At 65.8% G+C, this 12,852-nt stretch carries 12 protein-coding genes; 1 reads left to right on the top strand and 11 read right to left on the bottom strand.

All coding sequences use genetic code 11. The features are described 5' to 3' along the window. Position 1: 1 nt before the first annotated feature. From D9X30_RS15595 to D9X30_RS15585, 3 genes are all read right to left on the bottom strand, one after another. Positions 2 to 796, bottom strand: a complete 795-nt coding sequence (locus D9X30_RS15595) for an SDR family NAD(P)-dependent oxidoreductase (RefSeq protein ID WP_153949409.1) — start codon at positions 794 to 796, stop codon at positions 2 to 4. 160 nt (positions 797 to 956) lie between these two features. Beyond that, positions 957 to 1,088, bottom strand: a complete 132-nt coding sequence (locus tag D9X30_RS15590; protein WP_153949410.1) for an MFS transporter small subunit — start codon at positions 1,086 to 1,088, stop codon at positions 957 to 959. A gap of 15 nt (positions 1,089 to 1,103) precedes the next feature. Then, positions 1,104 to 2,531 carry an L-lactate MFS transporter gene (locus tag D9X30_RS15585; protein ID WP_153949411.1) on the bottom strand — a complete coding sequence of 476 codons (1,428 nt, stop codon included), beginning with the start codon at positions 2,529 to 2,531 and terminating at the stop codon, positions 1,104 to 1,106. A gap of 958 nt (positions 2,532 to 3,489) precedes the next feature. Between D9X30_RS15585 and D9X30_RS15580 the strand changes: the two genes are divergently transcribed. Next, positions 3,490 to 5,478, top strand: coding sequence for a PhoX family protein (locus tag D9X30_RS15580; protein WP_153949412.1), 1,989 nt, complete (start codon positions 3,490 to 3,492; stop codon positions 5,476 to 5,478). 80 nt (positions 5,479 to 5,558) lie between these two features. On the opposite strand, the gene D9X30_RS15575 is transcribed toward D9X30_RS15580, so the two are convergent. The 8 genes from D9X30_RS15575 to D9X30_RS15540 all read right to left on the bottom strand — a co-directional run bounded on the left by D9X30_RS15575 (position 5,559) and on the right by D9X30_RS15540 (position 12,824). After that, complete coding sequence (locus D9X30_RS15575; RefSeq protein WP_228771039.1) at positions 5,559 to 6,707, bottom strand: BamA/TamA family outer membrane protein; 1,149 nt, start codon at positions 6,705 to 6,707, stop codon at positions 5,559 to 5,561. 41 nt (positions 6,708 to 6,748) lie between these two features. Beyond that, positions 6,749 to 7,825: a hypothetical protein gene (locus tag D9X30_RS15570; RefSeq protein WP_228771040.1), complete on the bottom strand. Its 1,077-nt coding sequence runs from the start codon at positions 7,823 to 7,825 to the stop codon at positions 6,749 to 6,751. Between the two features lie 193 nt (positions 7,826 to 8,018). Continuing rightward, positions 8,019 to 8,264, bottom strand: coding sequence for a hypothetical protein (locus D9X30_RS15565; RefSeq protein ID WP_153949414.1), 246 nt, complete (start codon positions 8,262 to 8,264; stop codon positions 8,019 to 8,021). Positions 8,265 to 8,340: 76 nt separating this feature from the next. Next, complete coding sequence (locus tag D9X30_RS15560; protein ID WP_153949415.1) at positions 8,341 to 8,988, bottom strand: AraC family transcriptional regulator; 648 nt, start codon at positions 8,986 to 8,988, stop codon at positions 8,341 to 8,343. A 12-nt stretch (positions 8,989 to 9,000) separates the two neighbouring features. After that, on the bottom strand, positions 9,001 to 10,293 hold the full coding sequence (locus D9X30_RS15555) for a CaiB/BaiF CoA transferase family protein (RefSeq protein ID WP_153949416.1): 1,293 nt from the start codon (positions 10,291 to 10,293) through the stop codon (positions 9,001 to 9,003). Between the two features lie 36 nt (positions 10,294 to 10,329). After that, positions 10,330 to 11,223 (bottom strand): MaoC family dehydratase, encoded by an 894-nt coding sequence (locus tag D9X30_RS15550; RefSeq protein WP_153949417.1) that lies wholly within the window; start codon positions 11,221 to 11,223, stop codon positions 10,330 to 10,332. 12 nt (positions 11,224 to 11,235) lie between these two features. Then, positions 11,236 to 11,643: a Zn-ribbon domain-containing OB-fold protein gene (locus D9X30_RS15545; protein WP_153949418.1), complete on the bottom strand. Its 408-nt coding sequence runs from the start codon at positions 11,641 to 11,643 to the stop codon at positions 11,236 to 11,238. Positions 11,644 to 11,657: 14 nt separating this feature from the next. Further along, positions 11,658 to 12,824 (bottom strand): thiolase family protein, encoded by a 1,167-nt coding sequence (locus D9X30_RS15540; protein WP_153949419.1) that lies wholly within the window; start codon positions 12,822 to 12,824, stop codon positions 11,658 to 11,660. Positions 12,825 to 12,852: the final 28 nt, after the last annotated feature.

Genomic DNA, 12,852 nt, shown 5'->3' with positions numbered 1-12,852 from the left:
TTCAGAGGATCGTATCGACCACGCCGCCATCCACGCGCAGCGCGGCGCCCGTAGTGGCCGACGCCTGCGTGGAGCACGCGTAGACGATCATGTTGGCCACCTCGTCGACCGTGGCCGCACGCTGGATCAGCGAGGTGCTGCGGTGCGCCTTGACGAAATCGGCGGCCACCTCTTCGGCCGATTTGCCGGTCCTTGCGATGTCATCCTTGAGCATGGCTTCGACGCCCTCGGACAGCGTGGGGCCGGGCAGCACCGAATTGACCGTCACGCCGGTGCCGGCCAGCCGCTTGGCCAGCCCGCGCGACACCGCCAGCTGGGCGGTCTTGGTGAACCCGTAGTGGATCATCTCCACCGGGATATTGACGCCCGACTCCGAGGCCACGAACACGATGCGGCCCCACTTGCGCTGGACCATGCCCGGCGCATAGGCACGCGACAGCCGCACCCCGGTCAGCACGTTGACTTCGAAGAAGCGCGACCATTCGCTGTCCGGGATCTCGAAGAAGTCCTGCGGCTGGAAGATGCCAAGATTGTTCACCAGGATGTCGATGTCGGGATGGGTCCTGACGAGCGTGTCGCAGACGGCGGCATCGACCAGGTCGCCCGCAAAGCCAGCCACGTCGGCACCGGGCACGGCGGCGTTCAGCGCCGCGATGGCCTTGTCGACACTGGCCTGGCTGCGGCCGTTGAGAATCACGCGTGCGCCCGAGCCGGCCAGGCCGCGCGCCGTGGCAAAGCCGATGCCGGCGGTGGATCCGGTTACCAGGGCGGTCTTGCCCGACAGGTCGATCTTCATGTGAACTCCAGGGTAGGTAGGCCCGTCAAGTGTATGAAGCCGGCGGCAATGTGCAAGGCTCGCGTGCGGAATGCAGCATTCCCGCCGTGCGATGCCGCAAAAAACAAAAAAGGCCGCAATCGCTTGCGGCCTTCGTTGCTTGCCCAGGGCGGGCAGACGCTTACTGGAACAGCTTCATCGCCTGGGTGATGGTGTTCGACACACCCCACACCAGCGGGACCAGCACGTAGAGCCAGAAGGCGGCCAGCAGTGCCTTGTTGGTCGGTTGTGCGCTGAGGTTCTGGTTTTCCATTTGCATGACTCCTGATCAGTGGGCCGCGCCGGCACTGGCACCCAGCCCGGCCACGTCGGCATCGCTCATGTGGTGCTTCGCGTTGACGCGCGACACCAGCAGGTTGCAGATGAAACCCACCACCAGCAGGCCGGCCATGATGTGCAGCGTCATGGCATAGGCCTGGGCGCCGGTCACGCCGTGCGCCACCTGGTATTCGCGGATGTAGTTCACCAGCACCGGGCCGGCGATGCCTGCGGCGGCCCAGGCGGTCAGCAGACGGCCGTGGATGCCGCCCACGAAGGCGGTACCGAACATGTCGGCCAGGTAGGCCGGGATGGTGGCGAAACCGCCGCCGTACATCGACATGATCACGCAGTAGCCCAGCACGAACAGCGCGATATTGCCGCTGGCGCCCAGTTGCGGCACCAGCCAGTACAGCACGGCGCCCAGCGCGAAGAACACGAAGTAGGTGTTCTTGCGGCCGATCCAGTCCGACGACGAGGCCCAGAAGAAGCGGCCACCCATGTTGAACAGCGACAGCAGGCCCACGAAGCCGGCGGCGGCCGCGGCGGTCACGCTGCCCTTGAAGCTTTCCTGGATCAGAAGCGACGCCTGGCCGAGCACGCCGATACCGGCCGTCACGTTCAGGAACAGCACCAGCCACAGCAGATAGAACTGCGGCGTCTTCAGTGCCTCGTCGATATGCACGTGGTTACGCGTGATCATCTTGTTCTCGACCACGGGCGGGGTCCAGCCTTCCGGCTTCCAGCCCGGCGGCGGGACGCGGATCGCCAGCGAGCCGATGGTCATCGAGATGAAGTAGCCCACGCCCATGACCAGGAAGGTCTGGGTCACGCCCACCGAGGTGGCGCTCTTGAAGTAGTTCATCAGCGCCACGGACAGCGGCGCGGCAATCATCGCGCCGCCGCCAAAGCCCATGATGGCCATGCCGGTTGCCATGCCGCGGCGGTCCGGGAACCAGCGGATCAGCGTCGACACCGGCGACACATAGCCCAGGCCCAGCCCGATGCCGCCCAGCACGCCGTAGCCCAGGTAAAGCAGGACGATCTGGTGGGTATAGACGCCCAGCGCCGAAATCAGGAAGCCGCCGCCAAAGCAGCAGGCCGCCGTGAACATCGTGCGCCGGGGGCCGACGCGCTCCAGCCATTTGCCGGCAAATGCGGCCGAAATGCCCAGGAAGAAAATCGCCAGCGAGAAAATCCAGCCCAGCGTGGTCAGCTTCCAGTCGTCAGCCGCGGATTCGGTAATGCCGATCACCTTGGAAAGCGGGGCATTGAATACCGAGAATGCATAGGCCTGACCGATACAGAGATGGACCGCCAGCGCGGCAGGCGGGACCATCCAGCGGGAAAATCCCGGCTTGGCGTAGGTCGCTTCCTTCGAGAAGAACGGCGCCGGCCCTTGGGACGCCATGCCGCCTTCATTCATAACACTGCTCATTGGATGTTCTCCAGTCGTGGATCCTCGGTAATCCGTCCGTGCAGTCTGGCGCGTCCGCCGGGTCTGGCTGGCCCGTCGGTTGACCCCGTCACACCCTCGGTGCGGATGACCTCCAGAGGTTGTCGCCATGCCGGGCTTTCAGAGACGTTTTGGCCCGGAAATGGCGACGGTTGCTACGGGTTGCTACAAACGGATAAACGGAACCGGGCACGCGAACGCGCGCCGGCATGGCCTGAAGGGGCCGGGAATGAGGGCGGCTGGAGACGCAGCCTGCGTTCCGTCATGGCATGGATCATTGTTTTTCCGGCTGGGGCGAACAATATATGCACGGAGTTGCATATATTGCCGTGGAAAATATTATGCGCAGAACCATATCCCCCCGGATTGATCACTTCAATAGGCTAAAGATGACATATTCCGCAAATACCTGAATTTCTGGTGCTCATGAGAAAAAATCCGCAGAGGTTTCCTGTATCCGTTTGATTTTCACAACACTCTGGCAGCCATTCGACGGCCCCGCTTACCCCTTTGCCGGGCAAAACATCAGCCATGGATTGGCCTGGTCATATGTCAAGACACGTTGTCATGCGGCCGACATGGTTGGCCACTACGATCCGTCCCGGTGGCGGTTTTCCTCTGCCATGAAAGGACAAGCCGGTCGAACCAGAAATGGGGTGCAACGGGCGACATAGTGGGTGTCGTGCGGACCGGCGAATTGACACGCTGCGGCCAGACCCTGGCTGCGGCGTTTTTTTTTTGCCTGCGATTTGTACCGCCCCCTCGGCGGGACATGCAACCGGGTGTTGGATGTATGAGTCATTCACGTCGGGTTCAACTTGTTGTCATAAACCGTCCATAGGATGCGTTCCGGCGCGGTCTTGTGCCGCCGACCTCACAAGCGCGAATGGCCGGCCATGGGCATGGCGCGTTCGATAACAACCAGACGGGAACCATACAGATGTTCGAAAAACCTGACGCTTCGCGCCGCAAGGCCCTGAAACTCCTGGCCGGCGCGCCGATGCTGCCGCTGGGCCTGGCTTCCACCTCGCTGCTGGCGGGTTGCGGCGGCGGCGACGATGCGCCTGCAGCCGTGACCCCGGGCGCTACCACGCCCCCGGGCACCGTCACGCCGAGCTTCGTTTCGGCCGAGTTCACGGGCATGGCCGCGCCTTCGCTGAGCAACCCGGCCGCGATGGCCACGACCACGGTCGGCTCCAGCCTGTCGGTGAAGCTCAGCGACGGCAGCACGCAGACCTACAAGCTGGCGTACCAGCCGTTCTTCATGACCGGCGACATGGTGCCGGATGGCAATGGTGGCCAGATCCTGGCCGGCGGCTACTTCAACATCAATAACAGCCCGATCATCGATCCGTCGGTGAGCGGCAACAGGCAGTTTTTCTCCGACTCGCCGGACGGCACGTCCCTGCTGAAGATCGACGGCGCCAAGGTCGCCGGCGTGAAGGGCAACACGGTCTTCGCCGTGGTGCAGTTCGAATACACGACATGGGACCAGGCCAAGGCCAAGGACATGTACGGCCGCCTGCCGTCCCCGATCGCCGTGCTGACGCTGGACCAGGACCCCGCCACCGGCAAGCTGACGCTGGTGAAATACCACAACGTGGACACGTCGGGCGCCAACGGCCTGTGGATCACCTGCGGCGCCAGCCTGTCGCCGTGGAACACCCACCTGTCGAGCGAAGAGTACGAGCCGGACGCGCGCACTGCCGACACGAACCAGCAGTGCATCGACTATGCGCTGAACCTGTACGGCACCTCGACGATCAAGTTCAACCCCTACCTGTACGGCCATCTGCCGGAAGTCACGGTCAACCCCGACGGCACGGGCTCGATCAAGAAGCACTACTGCGTGGGCCGTATCTCGCACGAGTTGGTGCAGGTGATGCCTGACAACCGCACCGTGCTGATGGGCGACGACGCCACCAACAGCGGCCTGTTCGTGTTCGTCGCCGACCAGGAAAAGGACCTGTCCGCCGGTACGCTCTACGTGGCCAAGGTGGGTTCGGGCTTCTCGGTGGACCCCGCCGCACCCGGTGCCGACCTTACCTGGATCAAGCTGGGCCATGCCACGAGCGCGCAGGTGGAAGCCTGGGCCAAGTCGCACACGTTCGCCGACATCATGGACTACTCGGCTACCGATCCGTCGGACAGCACGTACACGAAGATCATGCTCAGCGGTGCGGCGCAGTGGGTGCGCGTCAAGCCGGGCAAGGAGCTGGTCGCCGCATTCCTGGAAACCCACCGCTACGCAGCGCTGAAGGGCGGCAGCATGGGCTTCACCAAGATGGAAGGCACCACGGTCAACATCAAGGACAAGATCGCCTACTCTGCGCTGCAGAACATCGTCGATTCGATGGTGGTCAACAACACGGCCAAGGGCTGGTACGCCGAGAGCGGCATCAGCGTGCCGGCTGCCATCAACTCGGGCGGCGTACTGCAGCACAAGCTGGCCGGCGGCCAGAAGGACACGGGCGGCGCCCCCATCAACAGCGAATGGATGCCGGTGCATACCCAGGCGCTGATCGTCGGCAAGGACATCACGGCTGACGCGCTGGGCAATACGGCGGACCCGGAAACCATCGGCAACCCGGACAACCTGAAGTTCTCGGAAAAGCTGCGCACGCTGTTCATCGGCGAGGACAGCAGCCGCCACACCAACAACTTCCTGTGGGCGTACAACGTCGACACGAAGAAGCTGTCGCGCCTGATGTCGGTGCCGGCCGGTGCGGAATCGACGGGCCTGCACGCCGTGGACGAGATCAACGGCTGGACGTACATCATGAGCAACTTCCAGCATGCTGGCGACGGCATCAAGGCGCAGGTCAAGGCGCAGGTGGAGCCGCTGGTGTTCGCCAACTACAAGAACGGCCTGGGCGCCTCGGTCGGTTACCTGACGGCCGACCCCACGAGCATGAAGCTGGGCAAGTAATTCCGGCTGCCGTCAGGCCTCACGGCGCCGCGGGCCGAAGGGTCCGCGGCGTTTTCCTGTGCCTCGAAGATCCCGGGTGTTCAGAACGCCTCGTTGATCTGGAAGTAGACGCCCTTGGTGCTGCGGCCGACGCCGACGTCGAACCGCACGTTGACGCGTGGCTTGAACTCGAAGCGGTAGCCCACGCCCGCGTTCGGCAGCCAGTGGGCCGACGTCAGGGCGCCGGGGTTGCCGGCGATGGCGCCGGTGCCGGCCCAGAACACCATGCCCTGGCGCCCGGCGATATGCCAGCGGTATTCCACCTGCGCGGTCAGCATGGCCTTGTCGCGATACTGGCCCATGAAATAGCCGCGCATGCGCCGGTTGTCGCCGAGCTTGGACATCATGCTCCAGGGCACATCGCCCCAGTTGAACTTGCCGTAGAGGTCGAAGGCCAGCACATCGCGATCGCGCATCCGGAAGTAGTTGTCGTAGATGATTTCCAGCGATTCGAAATCGTTGTCGCTGCCGATGGCGCGCCGGTAGACCGTGCCATTGACCAGCAGCGCCTGGCCCTTGTAGGGGTTGGGCAGGAAGTCGCGCGTGTCGTACGAGAAATGCGCGGTCAGGCCGCTGCTGAGCACCCGCGTGCCGTGCGGGTCGGTGGCCAGTGCGCTGCTGGCGCCGCGCTCCAGCTGGGCGGCATTGTCATACTCGAAATCGTAGCCGCCGCCCACGTAGATATTGGGGCGCACCCGCACCATGACGCGGGGCTGCACCACGATGCCGCGCCCCGTGTAGCCTTCCTTGTTGGCGTCGTTGATGGCGTTGTCGTAGCCGATGCCCCAGTACGAGGTCGGCATGTTGATCAGGGCGCCGCTGAAGACAAAGCGATAGCTGTCGTCGGCAAAGAACGTGTTGTTGTCCACGCCGATTCCCACCGCACCCGACGTGGTCAGAAAGCCGTGCAGGTTCAGCGTCGACAGTTGCGTGTCCTTCTCGGCGTTCTTCGGCTTGTAAAGGCCCACCGCGGCGGCCCCGACGCCCAGTCCCATCTCGGGGTTGTAGAACGGTCCGGGCAGCACGCCCCAGTCGATGCCATGGCTCAGGTCCACTTCCTTCGACGCGCCGAGCTTGTTCAGCACCTTGTCGATCCAGCTCACGTGCTCCGGCTCGGGCCGGGGCTCCGGCGCCACGTCGGCGGTGGACGTCTGCGCCCCCGCGCTGCCGGCGCAGACTGCCAGCAGCATCGTGCACAGAGAGGCCGGAAGCGGGGCGGCGCGCATGGTCGTCAGAACCGGAAGAACCCGGTGGCGATGATGTTGTTGCGGTTGTAGCCATAGCCCACCTCCATCAGCAGGCCAAAGCTGCGGTTGATCGTCCAGCTGGCGCCGACAGAGCCGCTCCAGTACCCCGTCACATGCTCGCCGATCTGGTAGTTCAGCCGTGCGGTCTGGCCGTCGGTGTCGGGCAGCGGCACGTCGAAATGCCCGGTGATGGTGGCGCGCGTGCGAAAGTACGTGGCGCCGACATACGGGGTCAGCAGGCCCAGCCCATGGCCCAGCCGGATATTCCAGCCCACGCGGGGCCCGATGTTGATCGACTTGATGGGCGTCTCGGACATGGTAATGTCCGCCACCGTGTACGTCACCGGCAGCGAAAAGAACAGCTGCCTGTAAGTGCCTACCAGCGTGAATCCGCCGCCATAGGTGTGCCCGCTGTAGTTGGCGTGCTGGGTGGGCAGCTTGATCGGCTGGCTGCAAGCCGCCTGTGGCCGGCGCCCGCCACAGCCGACGTTGATGCCGAAGAAGCGTTCCAGATCGGTCAGCGACGAAAAACCGATGTCGATCGATCCGCTGCCCTGCACGTTGCCGACGATCCCGTACACATTCATGAACGGAAACAGCCAGGCCCCCACCTGCACCTGGTTCGAGGTGTTGTGGATGCGCGATTGCTGGAACTGGACGAAATCGGCCGCACGCAGCGGATTGCTGCCGGCCGATACCTGCAGGTCGCTAAGCTGGTAACGCTGGTAGCCGTCGAAGTACGAATAGCCGATGTCGTACGGATTGGGCAGGTTGTAGCCCTTGTCGATCACGCGCTGGGCGAAGAAGGGCAGCGCGCGGTCCCATAGCGGCGGCTCGGCCGGCGCGGGTTCCGGTGTTCCCACCGGGCCCACGATGCCGCGATACGGACCCGAATGCGTATCGGGCGACGCCGTGGCGGCCGCGGCGCCGCCGCTGCCGCCCGCCGTCCACGCGTGGGCAATGCCCGGCAGGGCGAGCGCCGCCGCCGCCGTCAGGCTGGCCAGCCTGTGGCGCAGGGACAGTCGGACGGTGGCGCCGCGCTGGCTGCCGCAGGCGGACATGGGTGGCTGGATTCCTGGGGATCGATGCGGATGGCACCGATATTCCCCGATTGCCCGCCAGCGCCGAAGTGAATGTTTTCGAAAAGCGACTTAGGAGATTCAGCGTGTGCGTCGGTTCATCGACTTCGTGGCCGAAGCGGGCCGTGCCGCGGCGCTGACGGGAGCCTGCGCGGGAACTTGCCTGCCGGCGGTGTCAGCTCGTATGGATCGGCGCGAGAGCAGCCTTCGGCGCGCTGGCCGATGGGATGGCGGGGGTGGTGGCTACGCCGGTACCTGGGCCGGTCGCGATGTCGCAATGGCATGCGGCGGGCCTGACCTGCTGACGCTGATGGGCGTTGGCGCGCGCGCGCTCGATCACGGCAAAGTCGGGACCGGCAACGGCGGACAGCGAGGCAAGGAGGGAGGCTGCGCCACACAGGGCGAGCAGGGCGGACTTCATCAAAGACTCCGGGGGTGGGGGAAACCGTTGACTGCGATGATCCGCCTTTCCGGGTATAGCGTCCAAGACCGGTTTGTTATGCGGGGGATAGGCTGGGCCAATAGTGCGCGGCAGGCTGCGGAACCCTTACGGGCTGGCCCGCCCGGCGTCGCGCATCGTGGGTGGCCGTGGCGTGCCGCAGCAGATCGAGCGTGATGCCGAATCTGTCATGGAATGATGCTTCCACGTCATGGCCCGGCGGCCAGCCAACGCGGCGTTTCAGCGACGGCAGGCCGGCGCGCCCGTGCGGTGCCTCGAACAGCAGCCGCATCAGCCGCTGCGTCCGGCACAGGTCTCCGAAGGCCGCACCTTCCGCAAACAATGCGCGCCGGATATGTTCGGGCGGCAGGCCGAGCAAGCCGGCAGCGAATTCGGCACGCCATGGCAGATCGGGTTGCAGGAAGATGCGCCGCGACAGCACGCGATGCAGCAGCGCGTGGTCGGAATGGTCAGTCGCCGGCGCGATGTCGATCCGACAGCCGGCTGGCTGCGCCATGGTGCCGTCCACCAGCAGGTCGAAGCCCTGGAACGGTTCGACCCTGCACGGCAGGCCCGGTACCAGCATGCGATCGAATCCGTCGCGCCGTAAAACGGCCGTGCCACGCGTGGCCGTGACCGTGACCGGAAACGCCGGCGCCAGCCGCGCCAGGCGCAGGTGCGACGCCGACTCGATGCTGAGCCGCATGTCGGCAGCCGGCTAGAGCACGCCCTTGGCGCGCAGGTCCGCCACGGCCTGCGGCCCAAGCCCCAGGCATTCGCGCAGCACTTCGTCCGTGTGCTGGCCCAGCGCAGGCGGCGCGTGGCGCAGCGTGGGCGGCGTATCGGACAATCGTAGCGGACTGGCGGTGGAGCGGATCCGGTTCACGGTGTCGGCCTCTGGACGGTCGGACGTCGCATAGCGATACTGCTCCACGCGCAGCCCGCGATGCTGCACATGCGCGTCGGCGAACGCCTGCCCGATGTCGTTGATCGGACCGCAGGGCACCGACGCCGCCTCGAGCAGGCCGATCCATTCGTGGGTAGGCCTGGCGCGCGTGACATCGCACATCATCGGAATCAGCGTGTCGCGATGGGCGACGCGGGCGCTGTTGGTGGCGTAACGCTCGTCGCGTGCCCAGTCGACATCGGCCACCTCGCAGAAACGCGCAAACTGGCCGTCATTGCCGATGGCCAGCAGCATGTTGCCGTCCCGGGTCGGAAAGTCCTGGTATGGCACCACGCTCGGATGCACATTGCCCTGCCGCGTCGGCACGACGCCGGCGTTCAGGTAGCCGGCGCCCTGGTTGGCCAGTACCGCCATGGCCACGTCGAGCAGCGCGATGTCGATCTGCTGGCCGCGCCCGGTGTGGTGGCGCGCCTCGATCGCGCCAAGGATGGCCGTGGTGGCATACATGCCCGTGAACACGTCGATCACCGCCACGCCCACGCGCAATGGGCCGCCGCCCGGTTCGCCATCGGGCTGGCCCGTGATGCTCATCAGCCCGCTCATGGCCTGCACCAGCAGGTCGTAACCGGGCCGTGCGGCATAAGGACCGGTCTGGCCGAACCCGGTAATCGAGCAGTAGACCAGGCGCGGATTCAGCGCGCTGAGCGTCTCGTAGTCGAGCCCGTAGCGCTTGAGGCTGCCGGTCTTGTAGTTCTCGATGACCACGTCGCTCTGCTGCGCCAGTTCGCGCACCAGCTTCTGGCCCTCGGCCGTGGCGATGTCCACGGTCACAGATCGTTTGTTGCGGTTGCACGCCGCGAAGTAGCTGGCCTGGCGCGTGGGACCATCATCGCCATCGAGGTACGGCGGCCCCCAATGCCGGGTGTCGTCGCCAGCGCCGGGCTTTTCGATCTTGATGACGTCGGCGCCCATGTCGGCCAGGTTCTGCGTACACCATGGACCCGCCAGCACGCGCGAGAGGTCCAGTACGCGCAGATGGCTGAGGGCGCCGGTCTGCCGCGACGGCGGCGGCAGGCCGGAGGTAGGTTCGTTGGAAGCGGTCATAGCGAAGAAATCAGGCGAATTCGGCGGGGCGGGCAATCAGGCGATCTCGGCCCAGCCATGGCTGAGCACGACCTTGTCGCGCTCCAGCACCCTGGCGCGCAGCTGGAACTGGCCGGCATGTTGCGGGTCGCGCCAGATCTCCGTCACCAGCGTCTCACCGGGGAACACCGGCGCGGCAAAGCGGATATCGAACGCGCGCAGCCGTGCCGGGTCGTGGCCCGCACATTGCCGCAGCAATGCGTGGGCCACCAGCCCGTAGCTGGCCAGGCCATGCAGGATCGGCCGCTCGAATCCGGCTGCGCCGGCCACGGCAGGATCGGCGTGCAGCGGATTGAAGTCGCCCATCAGGCGGTACAGCAGCGCCGCCTCGGGGCGCGTGGGCTGGGTATCGACGAAATCGGGCGGCCGGTCTTCGGGCACCGGGCGCAGTGCGGGCAGCGGTTCGTCGCTGGGTTGGCCGCCATCGAGCGTGCTGTAGCCGCCGTCGCCGCGCAGGAACGACACTTGCTGGATGGTGGCCAGCAACTCGCCTTGCACGGTTTCCAGCCGGCGCTCGGTGACCATGATGGCGCCTTTGCCTGCGCCCTTGTCGGTCAGGTGGGTGATGCGGTTATGACCCACCACCTCGGCATTGGCGGGCAGCGGGCGATGCAGCCGCAGCCGCTGCTCGCCGTGCAACAGCTTGACCCAGTCGATGCCGGTATCGGGCTCGCGGGCCCAGAAGCCGGGATAGCCCAGTACCACGGCCTGAGACGGCAGCGCGCGCAGCCCGCCCGGCGTGCCTTCGTAGACGAAGGGCAGGGCCGACGCGTTCATCGGGTCGTTGCCCAGGCCCAGGCTCAGCGCGTACAGCATGGTGTCGCGCATCGTGTAGTGCTGGCGCACCGGGGGAAAGGCGCGCTTGCGCAGGTGCTGGTAGTGGATGGCCATCGGCTGCTCCGCTCAGGACGCCTCGGCCGGCGCGAAGACGGGCACGGGTGCGCCGCCTTCGGTCTCGGCAAAGCGCACCTTCACACGCTGCCCGATGCGCACGCTGTCCAGGTCCGTGTCGACGATATGGGTGAGCATGGTCACGCCTTCATCGAGCTTCACATAGGCGATGCAGAACGGATTGGGGCCCGCGCGGCGGGTGATGCTGAACGAGTAGATCTCGCCCAGGCCGCTGGCGTCCTTCCAGTCGGTGTCGCCCATGCAGAACGGGCACAACGCACGCGGATACCAGTGGGGCTTGCCGCACGACTTGCAGTGGCGCACCAGCAGGCGGCCTTCGCGGGCGGCTTGCCAGAACGGCGCGTTGTCGGGCAGTTCGTCCGGGGACTTGAGAACGGTGGGAACGTAGGGAGTGGTCATGGTTAGCCTCGCGCTTATTCGCGTTCCAGGATCAGGGTGGCCGAGCCATGGCGCGATCCCATGTAGCCGCCGGTCCCCTGGGCCAGCGCAAGCTGGCAGTTCTTGACCTGCACGGCCGGATGGGCCTCGCCGCGCAGCTGGCGTACGGCCTCGATCACCTTGGTGATGCCGCCGCGGTTGGCCGGGTGGTTGTTGCACAGCCCGCCGCCATCGGTGTTGACCGGCAGCTTGCCCACGCCAGAGATCAGGTTGCCGTCCATCACGAACTTGCCGCCTTCGCCTTTCTTGCAGAAGCCCAGGTCTTCGAGCTGCATCAGCACGGTGATGGTGAAGCTGTCGTAGATCGATGCGTACTGGATATCGGACGGGGTGACGCCAGCCTCGGCAAAGGCCGCCGCGCCGGACACGCGTGCGGCCGACCATGACAGGTCCACCTGGCCGCCGAGCAGGCCCTTGACGTGTTCGCCCGCGCCCAGCACCTTGATCTTCGGCCGGTTCAGCTTCGCCGCGATCTCGGGGCGCGCCACCACCAGCGCACCGCCGCCGTCGGATACCACGCAGCAGTCCAGACGATGCAGCGGATCGGAGATCATCGGCGAGTTCAGTACGTCCTCGACCGTCACCAATTCACGCAACATCGCGTTGGGGTTGTGCTGTGCGTGATGCGAGGCGGCCACCTTGATCCACGCCAGCTGTTCGGGCGTGGTGCCGAACTCGTACATATGGCGCTGCGCCACCATCGCGTACAGGTTGACGGTAACGGGGCTGAACGGCGCCTCGAACGGCTGGTCGGGCAGGTTCGCGCCCCAGTTGCGGGCCTGCGTGCCGCTGGAGCCTTCCGAGCGTGGACGCCCGGCCAGCGTGATCAGCGCCACGTTGCACTTGCCGGCGGCAATCGCCTGCGCCGCGTGCGAGACGTGCGCGATATAGGACGACCCGCCCATTTCGCTCGAATCCACATGGCGCGCGTTCAGTCCCAGGTAGTCGACCATGTTGACCATGCCCAGGCCGGGGGCGTCACCGGCGCAGAAGTAGCCGTCCACGTCGGCCAGCGTCAGGCCGGCGTCTTCCAGCGCGCCGCGGGCGCTCTCGGCGTGCAGTTGCGGCACGGTCTTGTCCGGTGCCTTGCGGGTCGGGTGCTCGTAGGCCCCGACGATGTATGCCTTGCCATGGATGCTCATGGATGTGTCTTCCTTCTGATGTCTGGTG

This window comes from Cupriavidus sp. U2, assembly GCF_009663685.2.
Classification (GTDB): domain Bacteria; phylum Pseudomonadota; class Gammaproteobacteria; order Burkholderiales; family Burkholderiaceae; genus Cupriavidus; species Cupriavidus necator_C.
This window is presented reverse-complemented; position numbering and strand designations above follow the sequence as displayed.